Annotated in this window: 15 protein-coding genes and 1 tRNA gene; 9 read left to right on the top strand and 7 right to left on the bottom strand. The window is 41.7% G+C overall.

The features are described 5' to 3' along the window. Positions 1-29: 29 nt before the first annotated feature. A tRNA-Ala gene (locus tag FVA69_RS07730) sits at positions 30-105 on the top strand. Here FVA69_RS07730 and gcvA read toward each other — a convergent pair. Beyond that, positions 106-1005 (bottom strand): transcriptional regulator GcvA, encoded by a 900-nt coding sequence (gcvA, locus tag FVA69_RS07725; RefSeq protein ID WP_109911497.1) that lies wholly within the window; start codon positions 1003-1005, stop codon positions 106-108. It abuts the tRNA gene before it with no gap. 113 nt (positions 1006-1118) lie between these two features. Between gcvA and FVA69_RS07720 the strand changes: the two genes are divergently transcribed. Beyond that, positions 1119-1742 (top strand): glutathione S-transferase family protein, encoded by a 624-nt coding sequence (locus tag FVA69_RS07720; RefSeq protein WP_164528629.1) that lies wholly within the window; start codon positions 1119-1121, stop codon positions 1740-1742. Positions 1743-1756: 14 nt separating this feature from the next. Next, positions 1757-2794, top strand: a complete 1038-nt coding sequence (locus FVA69_RS07715) for an LLM class oxidoreductase (RefSeq protein ID WP_196718972.1) — start codon at positions 1757-1759, stop codon at positions 2792-2794. A 56-nt stretch (positions 2795-2850) separates the two neighbouring features. Here the strand turns inward: FVA69_RS07715 and FVA69_RS07710 are convergent, their stop codons facing one another. Beyond that, positions 2851-3603 carry an SDR family NAD(P)-dependent oxidoreductase gene (locus FVA69_RS07710; RefSeq protein ID WP_109911495.1) on the bottom strand — a complete coding sequence of 251 codons (753 nt, stop codon included), beginning with the start codon at positions 3601-3603 and terminating at the stop codon, positions 2851-2853. A 123-nt stretch (positions 3604-3726) separates the two neighbouring features. Here FVA69_RS07710 and FVA69_RS07705 point away from each other — a divergent pair, with 123 nt between their 5' ends. Beyond that, on the top strand, positions 3727-4143 hold the full coding sequence (locus tag FVA69_RS07705) for a MarR family winged helix-turn-helix transcriptional regulator (RefSeq protein ID WP_004912574.1): 417 nt from the start codon (positions 3727-3729) through the stop codon (positions 4141-4143). On the opposite strand, the gene FVA69_RS07700 is transcribed toward FVA69_RS07705, so the two are convergent. From FVA69_RS07700 to zipA, 4 genes are all read right to left on the bottom strand, one after another. Further along, the gene (locus FVA69_RS07700) at positions 4140-4355 is read right to left on the bottom strand and encodes a DUF3820 family protein (RefSeq protein WP_004912576.1); all 216 of its coding nucleotides are present in this window, start codon (positions 4353-4355) and stop codon (positions 4140-4142) included. The genes FVA69_RS07705 and FVA69_RS07700 overlap by 4 nt on opposite strands. A gap of 81 nt (positions 4356-4436) precedes the next feature. Next, positions 4437-5621, bottom strand: coding sequence for a NupC/NupG family nucleoside CNT transporter (locus FVA69_RS07695; RefSeq protein WP_004912578.1), 1185 nt, complete (start codon positions 5619-5621; stop codon positions 4437-4439). Positions 5622-5896: 275 nt separating this feature from the next. Next, positions 5897-7915, bottom strand: a complete 2019-nt coding sequence (gene ligA, locus FVA69_RS07690; RefSeq protein WP_123382561.1) for an NAD-dependent DNA ligase LigA — start codon at positions 7913-7915, stop codon at positions 5897-5899. A 57-nt stretch (positions 7916-7972) separates the two neighbouring features. Then, positions 7973-8974 carry a cell division protein ZipA gene (zipA, locus tag FVA69_RS07685; RefSeq protein ID WP_164528628.1) on the bottom strand — a complete coding sequence of 334 codons (1002 nt, stop codon included), beginning with the start codon at positions 8972-8974 and terminating at the stop codon, positions 7973-7975. Positions 8975-9192: 218 nt separating this feature from the next. Here zipA and cysZ point away from each other — a divergent pair, with 218 nt between their 5' ends. The 5 genes from cysZ (at position 9193) to crr (ending at position 14189) form a co-directional block, all read left to right on the top strand. After that, complete coding sequence (gene cysZ, locus FVA69_RS07680; protein WP_109911490.1) at positions 9193-9957, top strand: sulfate transporter CysZ; 765 nt, start codon at positions 9193-9195, stop codon at positions 9955-9957. A gap of 243 nt (positions 9958-10200) precedes the next feature. Continuing rightward, positions 10201-11154: a cysteine synthase A gene (gene cysK / locus FVA69_RS07675; protein WP_004912592.1), complete on the top strand. Its 954-nt coding sequence runs from the start codon at positions 10201-10203 to the stop codon at positions 11152-11154. A gap of 351 nt (positions 11155-11505) precedes the next feature. Next, on the top strand, positions 11506-11763 hold the full coding sequence (gene ptsH / locus FVA69_RS07670; protein WP_004264876.1) for a phosphocarrier protein Hpr: 258 nt from the start codon (positions 11506-11508) through the stop codon (positions 11761-11763). Between the two features lie 140 nt (positions 11764-11903). Further along, on the top strand, positions 11904-13631 hold the full coding sequence (gene ptsI, locus FVA69_RS07665) for a phosphoenolpyruvate-protein phosphotransferase PtsI (protein ID WP_004912596.1): 1728 nt from the start codon (positions 11904-11906) through the stop codon (positions 13629-13631). A 48-nt stretch (positions 13632-13679) separates the two neighbouring features. Beyond that, complete coding sequence (crr, locus tag FVA69_RS07660; RefSeq protein ID WP_004912598.1) at positions 13680-14189, top strand: PTS glucose transporter subunit IIA; 510 nt, start codon at positions 13680-13682, stop codon at positions 14187-14189. Positions 14190-14284: 95 nt separating this feature from the next. Here the strand turns inward: crr and cysM are convergent, their stop codons facing one another. Beyond that, entirely contained in the window at positions 14285-15169 is an 885-nt protein-coding gene (gene cysM / locus FVA69_RS07655) for a cysteine synthase CysM (RefSeq protein ID WP_117162421.1), read from the bottom strand. Positions 15170-15305: the final 136 nt, after the last annotated feature.

Raw genomic sequence — 15305 nt, 5'->3', positions numbered from 1 at the left:
TAGATGGCACAATACAAAACATTTCGATTGGGGCTATAGCTCAGCTGGGAGAGCGCTTGCATGGCATGCAAGAGGTCAGCGGTTCGATCCCGCTTAGCTCCACCATTAACTTTCTACACTTTCAGTCTGTTTAGCTTCCGATTTAATCCAATTTAAAAATGCTAAAACTTCTGGTTTTTCAATAGATTCCGGTAACATCACTAAATAATACGCGAACCTCGCTGGCCATGGCTTATCAATCACTTGCACTAGCCGCCCTTCTTCGATTTCCTGTATCGCATACTCTTTTGGGACTAAGGCTAAACCTTGCCCTGCAATCGCAGCACGGATCAATAAATAATCATCATCAAATGCACTTCCCCGTTTTGCTCTTTCGCTATTTTCCACGCCATGAGCCGCTAGCCAAAGTGACCAGTCCATACGGTCATTATCTTGTAATAATGGGTAATTCAGGCAGTCTTGCGGGGTTTCAATCGCGCTATTAATCGGAAAATCAGGACTCATCACCGGTAATAAAACAGGTGTAATTAACCGCTCACTCACTAAATTTGGGTAATGCCCTAAACCATGGCGAATAGCTATATCAACCCGCTGCTGATGCAAATTAACTAATGCTGAAGAAGCTTCAATATGCACCTCAATTTCAGGATGTGACTGCGTGAACCTCCCTAAACGGGGTACTAGCCAAGAGGCGGCAAATGAAGGAACGGTACTAATGTTAATCGTTTTTTCTTTACGAATATTTTCTAGCACATACATTGAACCTTCGATTTGTTCGAATGCCTGCAACAACGCAGGGTAAACACACTGCCCTGCATGTGTTAATTCCATGCTGTGGTGACTGCGCACAAACAATGGCATTCCAATCCGTTCTTCTAATAAACGAATTTGCTGGCTAACCGCACCTGATGTCACACCAAGAAAGTGTGCGGCGCGCTTAATACTTTTATGTTTCGCCACTTCGGTGAAAGCTCGTAAAGCAAGTAATGGGAGAACCGGATTCATAGTTTAGTTTTTCTAAATTTAAGTTGAGTTAATATGGTTTTATTTTCTTCAGTAGAAAACCAATAATCAAGGCATCAATTCAATCTTAACGATATAGAAAAGCGAATACAACTATGCTTGAACTTTATACTGATAGCTCGCCAAATGGATTTAAAATAACAATAGCATTAGAGGAACTAAACCTTCCATACCACCTTAATCATATACAAATTTCTCGTGGTAACCACCAGCAACCCACTTTTTTACAGTTAAATCCTCATGGACGTATTCCTGTTATTTATGATCCACAAACAGAGATTACTCTCTTTGAATCAGCCGCAATTTTATTATATCTTGCTGAAAAAACAGGCCAACTTCTTCCCGCTATCCCTAAACAAAAGTGGGAAGCCATTAAATGGCTACAATTCCATTCTGCCAGTTTAGGGCCGATTATAGGTCAATGGGTAAACTTCGCTATTTTCGATAAATCACCAAAGCCAGCGATTGTGGAACGCTATTTTAATATGACCCACAAGGCACTCACGGTATTAGACAAACAACTCGAAAATGCACCTTATCTTGCAGGCTCTGATTACTCCATCGCAGATATCGCTAATTTCGGCTGGTTACACATTGCTCAGGTTATTGCGTTCGATTTTAGCCAACACACACATTTAACGAAATGGTATGACCGAGTTGCCTTGAGACCCGCTGTCATGAAAGGGATCACTCTACCCGCCCCTGCTACAGAAGCCTAATATTGGACAATGACATGAATACATCCCCATTTTTCCCTAAACAAAAAGCACAGCCATCATCGTCCTTTGCATCTCATGTAGGCTATAATCGTATGTTTTCTCCTAACAAACTTACTGTCGGAATTTTCCTGCCCTTACGTTTTTATCAAGGAGATACCCAGATATTAAAAGGGCAAATAAACTTAATCGAACATATTGATGAATATAATTTTGCTGCAGTTTGGGTGCGAGATATTCCCTTATTCGACCCATTGTTTGGTGATGCAGGTCAGTTATTTGATCCTCTGACCTATTTGTCCTTTATTGCTGCCAGAACAAAAAATGTTGCATTGGTTACAGGAAGCTCGATTTTTTCATTACGACACCCAATTGATTTAGCCAAAGCGGCCACCACAATTGACCAACTTTCAGGTAACCGGCTAGTAATGGGTATTGCCTCAGGAGATAGAGCTATTGAGTTTCCTGCCTATGGTATTAATTATGAGCAACGTGCAAAAAGATTTGCACAGGCTGTTGATTACTTTAGGCAGTTAATGGCTGATGGGTTACTGAATATTCAATCCCCACTAGGTGAGTTCAATCGAGCCCAGCTACTCCCGAAACCAATCACTGGGCAAATACCATTAATCGTCACAGGAGGCTCAGGCCAATCTAAACAGTGGATTGCTGATTATTCCGATGGTTGGTTATCCTATCCTGAAGCTACCAGTCATCCAGAAGGCGCTCTTCGTTTAGCTGAGAAAATTGCGTCCTGGCGTGCCCTCATCCCTGAACATGACTTTAGGCCACATATGACAAATGAATGGATTGACCTTGTCGATGATCCTGATTTCCCGCGCACTCCTTTACGAGGAGGATTCACTCTACGAACAGGCCGTAACGGTTTGATTCAACTACTCGAAGAATGGCAAGCTGCGGGAGTTAACCATGCCGCGATTGGAATTCAATACTCTGAGCGACCAGCTTTAGAGGTACTACAAGAAATGGCTGAAGAGGTTTTACCACATTTCCCTAGCCACCAAGGGATGCAAAGCAGGCTCGTAGACTGGTAGTAATTTTGGCGTCTTCCCTCATTTTGTGGCTGACGCCAAACCTTGATTATTTTGCATCACTGCGCAGTATAACCACCATCAATAGGAATAAACGCCCCTGTTATAAAGCTACTCTCTTCTGATAACAAGAAAGCGACAACATTAGCAATTTCTTGCCGAGTAGCCATTCTACCCATTGGATGAGTTGAAGCCATCCATTGCTTCGTTTCCTGTGGTAATACGCTAATATTCGGTGTTTCTACATAGCCGGGGCCAACCGCATTGATACGAATACCTTTTTGAGCGTTTTCTAAGGCTGCTGAACGCGTTAACCCCAGTACCGCATGCTTTGCTGCGGTGTAAGGTGCTATGCCCGCTATCCCTGTTACCCCATTGCAAGCTGATAAATTCACGATAGCTCCCCCACCACTGCGCAAAATCGCAGGAATACTGTACTTCAAACCATGAAATGTTCCTGTTATATCGGTCTCGATCACCTCATGCCAAGCCTCTAAAGGATAATCTTCAATATTGACGCCATGAGGCCCAGTGATCCCTGCATTATTCACCAAGTAGTGCAATGCACCGTATTGTTGCTCAATTTTTTCAACTGTTGTTTTAAAGTCTTGTGCATTTGCGACATTCATTTTTATGGCATAGACACGTTGTCCTGTTGGGTCTATTTCTTTAGCGGCTTGTTGTAAAGCTGCCTCATTACGCCCCGTAATTACCGCTATTGCGCCAAGTGAATACAGCTTTTGTGCAATAGTGAAACCGACACCTGTCGATGCCCCTGTTATAAGCGCAACTCGCTGATTAAATTTACCCATAGCTCACCTCAATTATAATTAACTTTAGTTAACTATAATTAATTAACTAAAGTTAATCAACTGGTCGTCTTATTATTAAAATCAATATATACTCAACAGATTGAATATTACGGGATCGTCATAATGCCAAATTCTCTTGAAGATGCGCTTTCTCTACTGCAATGTACGCTAGTTGCACGCAGAGTTAGCTTTACCCCTGAACAAATAACTTGGGGCCAATATGATGTGCTAGAGATATTGAGATTAAAAGGAGACTTAACACCAAGCCAGTTAAGCCAAGCACTTGGCCTTTCTCGCCAAAATTTATCGAAGTTTCTTCGAGTTCTGAAATATTATGAATTTGTCGAGCAATATCAATCTGAAGAAGATAGACGGGAACTGATCACCCATTTAACCGACAAAGGGCATCATTTTTTGCAGCGTGCAGCCACAGGACGTGCTGAAAACGCGGCTAAGGTCAAAGCAGCATTAACCCCCCAAGAGCAAAAGTTATTTATTACTTTAAGCCAGAAGATTACTCACGCACTGGGGCACGATTAACCCCTCTTTAAAGGCTTTACAAGTCCTTCTAAGCCTTCTATTTTTAATCCTAGAGTCATCTCCATTAACTGCCCTAAACGTCCAGCAGGAAACTCTCCTTTCTTATAGAACCATAATAAATATTCTTCGGGTAAATCAATTAATACGCAGCCTTTATATTTACCAAATGGCATATAGGTATTGGCCATATCGATGAGATCTTGTTTTTCCATTATTAGTTCTCTTTTGTATCAAAGCATAAAAAAACGGCGCTCATTTGAACGCCGTTTCTTAATCTAGCATGTTTTAGTGGATTACAAAACTAACCCGACAACGGCTGCAGATAAGAAGCTAACTAAGGTTGAACCGTACAGTAATTTCAAACCGAAGCGAGCCACGGTATTACCTTGTTTCTCATCTAAGCCTTTAATCGCACCCGCAATAATACCGATGGATGAGAAGTTAGCGAAAGAAACTAAGAATACAGATAAGATACCAACAGAGCGCTCAGATAACCCACCAGCAATCGCTTGTAAGCCGTCCATCGCAACGAATTCATTTGTTACCATTTTCACTGCCATAATTCCGCCAACCTGTAAGGCTTCATCAGCAGGAATACCAAGTATCCACGCAAACGGATAGAACACGTAACCTAACATGGTTTGGAAGTCGATACCGAATACGGCTGAGAAAATACCGTTAATCATCGCAATGAGGGCAATAAAACCAATTAACATCGCTGAAACGATAATCGCTACTTTAAACCCAGCAAGAATATATTCACCTAACATTTCAAAGAAGCTTTGCCCTTCATGCAGGTTGCTCATTTGAATATCTTCTTCACCTTCCGGTGGATACGGGTTAATCAGTGAGAGTATAACGAAAGTACCAAACATATTCAGAACCAATGCAGCGACCACGAAACGTGGCTCTAACATGGTCATGTATGCCCCAACGATAGACATAGATACCGTTGACATGGCTGTTGCGGCCATGGTGTACATTCTGCGGTCTGACATCCGGTTCAATTGGTCTTTATACGCAATAAAGTTTTCTGACTGACCCAATAACAATGAGCTGACTGCGTTAAATGACTCCAATTTCCCCATACCATTCACTTTCGATAGCACGGTACCGATGATACGGATCACGATAGGAAGAATTTTGACGTGCTGTAAGATCCCGATCAATGCAGAAATAAAGATGATTGGGCATAATACTTGTAAGAAGAAGAACGCTAAGTTGCCTTCAATCATACCGCCAAAAATAAATTTGGTCCCTTCTGCTGCATAGCCTAGCAAGTGGGTAAATACCCCTGCCACACCAAGAACAAATGATTCGCCAATATTCGATTTTAAGAACAGATAAGCTAATGCAATTTGAATAACCAGTAGTTGAACAACATAGCGAGGGCGGATCCCTCTACGGTTACTACTGGCTAAAATAGCAAGAGCAGCTATTACTACTAAAGATAAAACGAAATGCAGGATCGAGGTCATATGCGACTCCAACAAATTTAAGAATCAGTCTATGTGCATATTCTATGTAATAGACAACATTTAAATGAGACGGAGGTCACATTAATATGAAAGCTTACTAGGTGTATTTTGCAAAAAGAAGAAGGGGATCACGTTTCAACTATAACAAATCCTAGTATTCGCTTTTTTTGCACAGAAATTTTACTGAGAATTTAAGTTAAGACTTACAACAACCTGCGTACAAAATTGTTGCCTACAGAGATTGTAGGCAACTAAGCCAAATTGAATATAGTTCACTATTGAATATTCAGCAAACGAATCAATTCATTTTCATCTATAACACGTATGCCAAGTTCATTTGCTTTCGCTAATTTAGAACCTGCAGCCTCACCAGCAATCACCAAATCTGTTTTTTTAGAGACGCTTCCTGAAACCTTTGCACCTAAAGCGACTAATTTGTCTTTGGCTTCATCACGCGTCAAGATACTCATTGACCCTGTTAGCACTACCGTTTTACCTGCAAATGGGCTATCAATTTCTGCACTGTTGACGACTTTTACTTCAGGCCAATGAATATTTGCCTTAGTCAGTAAATCTTCAATCACCGCTTGGTTATGAGGTTCGCGGAAAAAATTGACCACATGCTTCGCGACCACATGACCAATATCTTGAACCGTTTTTAGTGACTCTTCATCTGCCGCCATCACGGCTTCAAGTGTGGTGTAATGCGCGGCTAAGTTTGCCGCCGTTGCTTCACCAACTTCACGAATTCCAAGGGCATAAATAAAACGAGCTAACGTCGTTTGTTTAGACTTATTGAGTGCATCAACCAGATTTTGTGCCGATTTCGGCCCCATTCTATCCAAGCCTGTTAAGATACCCGCACTTAATTGATATAAATCTGCCGGCGTTTTGACATACTCTTTTTCAACTAATTGGTCGATAATTTTATCGCCCATGCCATCGACGTCCATTGCTCTGCGTGAGACAAAATGTTTCAGTGCTTCTTTGCGTTGTGCCCCACAAATAAGCCCACCTGTACAGCGCGCTACCGCTTCGCCTTCGATTCGTTCGATATCAGAGCCACATACTGGGCAATGAGTTGGAAAAACAATTTCCCGGCTATCTGCAGGGCGGTTATCAACCACAACACTGACGATTTGCGGAATAACATCTCCGGCTCGACGAATAATAACCTTGTCACCAATATGCACACCAAGGCGTTCGATTTCATCGGCATTGTGTAAAGTCGCATTGCTGACAACGACGCCTGCAACTTGCACGGGCTCTAAACGCGCGACAGGCGTGATAGCCCCGGTACGCCCGACTTGAAATTCAACATCTTTTAATAATGTCACTTGTTCTTGCGCTGGAAATTTAAATGCGGTCGCCCAGCGAGGTGCTCGAGAAACAAACCCTAACTCTTCTTGAATCGCAATCGAGTTAACCTTAATAACCACACCATCGATATCAAAGCCAAGGTCAGGTCGAACTTGCTCAATTTCATGGTAAAAATCCAATACTGCCTGATGACCAACACGTAATTGAACATAATCACTAACCGGTAAACCCCATGCCTTGAATTGCATTAAACGGTCATAATGTGTATCCGGTAAAGAGCCTCCTTCCACAAGCCCCACACCATAACAATAAAAAGTAAGCGGCCTTTTGGCGGTAATACGTGGGTCTAATTGGCGTAAAGAACCTGCTGCTGCATTACGTGGGTTTGCAAAGACTTTGCCATCCGTTTTGCGTGCTTGCTCATTAAGCGCTTCAAAGCCTTTTTGGGGCATAAAAACTTCCCCACGGATCTCAACGCGATCAGGAATATTGCTTCCCGTTAAACGCAATGGGATAGCACGAATGGTTCGAACATTCGCAGTAATATTTTCGCCTACGGTTCCATCGCCCCGAGTCGCGGCCTGTACTAGCTCACCGTTTTCATACAGCAAACTGACCGCTAACCCATCTAACTTGAGCTCACAACAAAAAGTCAGTTCTTGATGATTTTTCAAGCGATCCCTGACTCGCTTATCAAACGCAAGATAGCTTTCTTCATCAAAAACGTTATCTAGCGACAACATAGGAATTTCATGGCGTACGGTATCAAACGCAGCTAATGGTGCAGCACCAACACGTTGAGTCGGTGAATCACTGGTGACAAGTTCAGGATGCTGCGCCTCTATCTCTTTTAGACGTTGCATTAACTTGTCATATTCCACGTCTGGAATTTCAGGCGCATCTAATACATGGTACTGATATTCATGATGACGTAACTGCTTTTTTAATTCGTCTATTTCTTGTTTGGTAGTCATGATTCACTCATACAGATAAAAAACCCCCAATTAATGGGGGTTTTGTTCAATGTTTACTTAACTTAGTGTGTTTCTAATTCGTGCATGATACACCTCTATTTTTTGAGGTGTCAGCATTTTGCGTTCGTCATCAAGAACAACCCCTCCCGCATCTGATGCGATACGTTGAGCCGCTTGCAACATCAGTTTGAAATTTTGCCCTGCATCACCGTAAGACGGTACCATCATAAACATGGAAACCCCTGGGGTGGTAAAGTCCGCCATTGTCTCAGGGTCAAATGAGCCCGGCTTTACCATGTTAGCTAAGCTAAACAGCACAGGCCCTGTACCAGACGGATTCACATGACGGTGGAATATTTTCATTTCCCCAAATTGGAAACCGGCTTGTAAAATACTCTGCAGTAACAATTCACCTTGAAGTTCTTGTCCTTGAAGAGCGGCTACGTGAAGTACCAGGACTGTCTCCTTGCTACTTGTTGTAGCAGAATTTTCCTGCGGCTCAGCTTTCTTCTCAATATGCTGCGTCTCTTGTTCATAGGTACTCGGCTGAGGCTCTTCGCTCAATTTAGTTGAATCAATATGCGGCTCAGCGGCAGTACCAATGACTGGCTGAGTACGAACTTCTGGCTCAATAGCCACTTCCTCACTCATATTAATGGTGAGTTGCTCAGGTACATGAACAGGTTCAGTACGTTGGTGCATCGTAGGCTCATTATGAACTGGCGATTTAGCCTCTGGCTCCATATTCATAATAATGTCAGGTTCAACCGATGCCTGTGGCTGTATATTAGGTTCAACTGGAGACTCATTTTTTACCGGATATACAGGCTCAGTCGCAGCGGGGTGAACAGGCGCTTGCTGAATAGGTTGATTTTCAGTAAATAATGCGGAATCATCATATTCTGATGAATTCTCTTGCATATCGTTTTTTCTACGTTTTACGGGTCTATCGCGAAATAACTTTGAGCGCTCTTTACGGCTGGTCCATAAACCATGCAGTAATAAAGCGACAATCGCTATCGCACCTACGACCACTAATATCAGACGCAAATCCTGCATCGCTGCTATCTCTAGTTGATGAATGATAATGCCAATACGGCGGAAACTACCCTAAGATTATTTCTCAATTGCTCTAAGTGCAACCCCCAGAACGATTTTCTTACAAGAAAGAGAATATTCCGCTTTCATTTGCTGCTTTTTTAAGCGAATAATGGCTAGTCAGCCTAATTTCATATCTATATGATACATGGTCAACCGAAAAGGAGAGAACAAGAAGTATGACCCAATCGACATTTTCGACACAAAAAGACCATTCCGGTTTTTATTATTTTACACAAGGGTGGAGATTAATCACTCGTCCCGGTATTAAACGTTTTGTTATTTTGCCCCTATTAGCCAATATTTTATTCTTAGGCGGCGCATTTTGGTGGTTATATACCAAGCTTGGTGGCTGGATAAACCAAGTGATGAGTTACGTTCCTGACTGGCTACAATGGCTCGACTATGTTATTTGGCCAATCGCCGTTATCTCAATACTGCTCGTATTTACCTATTTCTTTAGTACGGTTGCTAATATTATCGCGGCGCCTTTTAACGGTTGGCTATCAGAGAAACTCGAAGCTGAGCTAACGGGTAAACCATCGCCAGATACGGGTGTGGCTGAGTTATTAAAAGATGTTCCTCGTATGATAAAACGCGAGTTTGTCCGAATCGGTTACTACTTGCCTCGCGCTATTGGGTTATTAATCCTATTTTTCATACCTGGTATTGGCCAAACTGTCGCTCCGGTACTGTGGTTTTTATTTGGTGCTTGGATGATGTCAATTCAATATTGCGATTATCCGTTTGATAACCATCGTGTTGGTTTCAGTGAAATGAAGCAAGCACTTGCCAAAGAACGAATGAGAAATGTTCAATTTGGTGGTGTCGTTAGCCTGTTAATGATGGTGCCTTTTGTCAACTTAGTGATCATGCCTGTTGCTGTCTGTGGTGCAACATTGATGTGGGTTGACCGGTATCGTGAGCGTTACGCACGTTACTAATTTTATCAATTATTGTATACCAATTATTGCGCAGGCTTATCGCCTGCGCCTTTCTCTTATCGAATACTTCACTTCTTTTCAGCGAAATTTCTTAGAACAATTGGATCTAAAATAGCATTACGTTATAAGCTTATACTCAAATCATATTTGCATTAATTTGTTCTTAACGTATGTTGAATCCATCTCATTATTTTTTTATTAATACCGATTACATTACCGGCTAACCGATTTTAAGGATATCCCATGAGCAAAATTTATGATGATAACTCGTTGACCATTGGCCACACCCCTCTTGTCCGTTTAAAGCATTTTGGTAATGGCAATATTTTAGCAAAAGTGGAATCTCGCAACCCAAGCTTCAGTGTTAAGTGCCGTATTGGTGCGAACATGATTTGGGATGCAGAAAAAAAAGGTATCCTCAACAAAGACAAAGAATTAGTTGAGCCAACCAGTGGTAATACGGGTATCGCTTTAGCCTATGTGGCTGCGGCAAGAGGTTATAAATTGACGTTAACCATGCCTGAAACTATGAGCATTGAACGCCGTAAACTGCTCAAAGCATTGGGTGCCAACCTCGTTTTAACCGAGGGTGCAAAAGGCATGAAAGGTGCGATAGCTAAAGCTGAAGAGATAGTGAATAGTAACCCTAAAAAATACCTATTACTTCAACAGTTTAATAACCCAGCAAACCCTGAAATTCATGAAAAAACCACAGGGCCTGAAATTTGGGAAGATACCGATGGCAATGTAGATGTTGTAGTCGCAGGTGTCGGTACGGGTGGGACAATTACCGGTATTGCAAAGTATCTGAAAAATACCAAAGGTAAAGATGTGACTATCGTCGCTGTTGAACCCGAAACATCTCCTGTCATTACCCAAGCTTTGGCGGGCGAAGAAATTAAGCCGGGTCCTCACAAAATACAAGGGATCGGCGCTGGGTTTATTCCAGGTAACTTAGATTTAAAATTGCTTGATAAAGTCATTCAAATCAGTGATGACGAAGCGATTAAAACCGCACGCGAACTGATGGAAAAAGAAGGTATTCTCGCAGGGATTTCATCAGGTGCAGCAATTGCTGCTGCCACTAAGATTGCCGCTGACCCTGCTTATAAAGGTAAAAATATTGTCGTTATTTTACCTTCTTCAGGTGAGCGTTATCTGTCAACTGTCCTGTTTGCTGACATTTCCGCTGAATAACATAATTTCGTTACAATATCGTTAAAAAAGCACCTAAATGGTGCTTTTTTTGTGGCATGGATCAAACTTTAGCACGGATGGAGATGATTTCTAATTCGGGGTTTAGTATTAAACATAGTAATTATTTTGCACCTCGAAATTAATCACTTTTTAGCCAACCTCTAGGCCAAGTAAAATAATTTGCCAACGAGAAAAAGTCACGAGTTCGCAAGAAAAGCAGAAAAAGGGTTGATACCGCACAAAGTAGGAAACCTTTTTTCAAGTTAATAATCTAACTTATACGCAAACCTAGTCTATTTCATCTACAATTGGCTGGGTAATTAAAAAAACGAAAGTTATTGAGGAAATACTATGTTTCAGCAAGAAGTTACTATTACGGCACCAAATGGTCTACATACTCGTCCTGCAGCTCAATTCGTAAAAGAAGCAAAAGCATTCTCTTCCGATATTTCTTTAATCTCTGGTGGTAAATCCGCTAGTGCGAAAAGTTTGTTTAAATTACAAACCTTAGGCCTAACACAAGGCACAGTAGTGACAATTTCAGCTGAAGGCGAAGATGAAAAAGAAGCCGTTGAGCATTTAGTTAAACTGATGGGCGAATTAGAATAATTTCGCACGAATATAGCGTTTACTGATTTCATTCAATGTCCCTGAGTGATCTCATTCGGGGACATTTGTATAATCAGCTATATTTATTGTCGTCTCTGCAACATCAGAACTCCCAGCACTAGCAGCAGTAAGGTAATATTATGATTTCAGGAATTTTAGTATCCCCGGGTTTTGCTTTTGGTCAGGCTTTAATCCTCAAAGAAGATCCTATCGTTGTTAGCACAAAAAAAATCGCTGACGATCAGGTTGATAAAGAAATCGCTCGTTTTATTGAGGGTCGTAACAAATCAGCCGAACAACTCAATTTGATTAAAGAGAAAGCCGAAAAAAATCTTGGAGCCGAAAAAGCTGAGATTTTTGAAGGTCATATCATGCTGCTGGAAGATGAAGAGCTGGAACAAGAAATTGTCTCTTTAATCAAAGGTGATAAAAAAACTGCTGATGCAGCTGCATATTCCGTTATTGAAGACCAAGCCCAAGCACTTGAATCTCTTGACGATGAATACCTTAAAGAGCGTGCCGCTGACGTACGCGATATTGGTAAACGTTTATTAAAAAACATCTTAAATATTCCTATCGTTGATTTAAGTGCAATCAGCGAAGAAGTTATTTTAGTCGCTGCGGATTTAACCCCTTCAGAAACCGCCCAGCTGAATTTAGATAAAGTATTAGGGTTTATTACTGATTTAGGTGGCCGTACATCGCATACCTCAATTATGGCGCGTTCCCTTGAGTTACCTGCCATTGTCGGTACGAGCGATGCCACCAGTAAAATTAAAAATGGCGATTTCATTGTGTTAGATGGTGTCAACAACACTATCCACTTGAACCCATCTGAAACCGAAATTGACAAACTGAAAGCCTTCCGTGATGAATATCTTCAAGAAAAAGAAGAGCTCGCAAAATTAAAAGATTTGCCAGCTATCACCCTTGATGGTCATCAAGTTGAAGTTTGTGCCAACATTGGTACCGTGCGTGATGTTGCCGGAGCAGAACGCAATGGCGCAGAAGGCGTTGGCCTCTATCGTACTGAATTTTTATTCATGGATAGAGACTCTCTTCCTACTGAAGAAGAACAATTCCAGGCATATAAAGCAGTTGCAGAAGCGATGGGCAGCCAAGCCGTTATTGTCCGCACTATGGATATCGGCGGTGATAAAGACCTGCCATACATGAATTTACCGAAAGAAGAGAACCCATTCCTCGGCTGGCGTGCAATTCGTATTTGTCTTGATCGCAAAGAAATCTTACACTCACAATTAAGAGCTATTTTAAGAGCCTCTAAATTTGGTAAACTGCGTATTATGTTCCCAATGGTCATTTCCGTTGAAGAAGTTCGTGAACTAAAAGCAGAGCTAGAAATGCTAAAAGCTCAGTTACGTGAAGAAGGTAAGGCTTTTGACGAGTCAATTGAAGTCGGTGTGATGGTTGAAACGCCAGCAGCTGCTGTTATTGCTCGCCATTTGGCAAAAGAAGTTGATTTCTTTAGTATTGGGACGAACGATCTCACTCAATACACTTTAGCGGTCGACCGTGGTAATGAACTGATTTCTCATCTTTACAACCCGATGTCACCTGCTGTCCTAAACTTAATTAAGCAAGTGATCGATGCATCACACGCTGAAGGTAAATGGACTGGGATGTGTGGGGAGTTAGCTGGAGATGAGCGTGCAACCTTATTGCTACTTGGCATGGGGCTGGATGAATTTAGTATGAGCGCAATTTCAATTCCACGTATCAAAAAGCTAATTCGCAATGCGAGCTTTACTGATACTCAAGCTTTGGCTGAACAAGCACTTGCTCAACCAACAGCGGATGAATTGATGAAACTTGTAGATACCTTTATCCAAGAAAAAACGTTATGCTAAGAACAGCACATTAGTTCGGTCCCATATAAAACGATTAGGAGAAGGTCCATGGGTCTGTTTGACAAACTGAAATCACTCGTTTCGGAAGACAAAAGTAGCAGTGGCAGTATTGAGATTATCGCGCCTTTATCGGGTGAAATAGTCAATATTGAAGATGTTCCAGACGTTGTGTTCGCAGAAAAAATTGTAGGTGACGGTATTGCGATTAAACCCGCAGGTAACAAAATCGTTGCCCCTGTAGACGGTACAATTGGTAAAATCTTTGAAACTAACCATGCGTTTTCTATTGAATCAGATGATGGCATAGAACTATTTGTTCACTTCGGTATTGATACTGTTGAGCTTAAAGGTGAGGGTTTTAAACGCATCGCCGAAGAAGGTCAAGCAGTGAAAAAAGGTGATTTAATCATTGAGTTTGATTTAGCACTATTAGAAGAGAAAGCAAAATCGGTTCTAACTCCGGTTGTCATTTCTAATATGGACGAAATCAAAGAGCTAAACAAACTGACGGGCTCAGTGACAGTGGGTGAAACTGTCGTCATGCGTATTAAGAAATAACTCAACTACCCATATTTAGTTTAAACCATCAGGCTTGCCTGATGGTTTTTCATTGATGGGGTACTTTATTGCACGCCAGTGGCAATTAAATTATCTCACTCATTAAATACACCTGTTGATAAATATCGGTCTCCTCGGTCGCAAATGACTGCCACAATCACCGCTCCTGGGTTAGCTTGAGCCACTTTTAAAGCACCGGCAACCGCTCCACCTGAGCTCACACCACAAAAGATACCTTCAACCTTCGCTAAGGCTCTCATGGTTTCTTCGGCTTCTTGCTGGTTGATGTCCAGTACGCTATCAACTAATGAGCTATCGAAGATGCCGGGCAAGTAACCCGGTGACCAGCGCCTAATACCCGGAATTTGGCTTTTTTCAGCAGGTTGTAAGCCAACAATGTGCACGTCCGCTGACTGGGATTTTAAATAGCGGCTAACCCCTGTAATGGTCCCCGTGGTTCCCATACTCGACACAAAATGGGTAATTGCGCCGTGAGTTTGCTGCCAAATTTCAGGACCCGTTGTTTTAAAATGGGCTAATGGGTTATCAGGGTTATTAAATTGGTCTAAAACTTTCCCCTCTCCTCGCTGCTCCATTTCTTTAGCGAGATCCCGTGCACCTTCCATACCGACAGCCGTACTTACTAAGATAAGTTCTGCACCATAAGCTTGCATAGAGGCTTGTCGCTCTTTACTCATGTTATCTGGCATGAGTAATTTTAATTTGTAGCCTTTTACTGCGGCTATCATCGCGAGGGCGATACCGGTATTACCGCTAGTCGCTTCAATTAGCGTATCGCCTGGCTTAATTTCACCCCGTAATTGCGCTTCATTAATCATTGAAAATGCCGCACGATCTTTCACTGAACCCGCGGGGTTATTGCCTTCAAGTTTTACCCAAATTTCAGCTTCAATCCCTTGTGTTAAACGCTGAAGTTTTACTAATGGGGTATTACCGATAAACTGTTCCAGAGCCGACACTTTACCATCCTTATAATTTTTATATATAAATAAGAAAGAATAGAGATAAGATATTACCCCAATATTGAAATGTAAAAATTGAAATCTCTTCACATTAATATTAGAAAAATAGATTATCTTAATTACCATTTCTGAT

It is taken from the genome of Providencia sp. PROV004 (assembly GCF_011045615.1).
Taxonomy (GTDB): Bacteria; Pseudomonadota; Gammaproteobacteria; order Enterobacterales; family Enterobacteriaceae; genus Providencia; species Providencia rettgeri.
The sequence above is the reverse complement of the archived record's forward strand: the minus strand, read 5'-3'. Positions and strand labels throughout refer to the sequence as shown.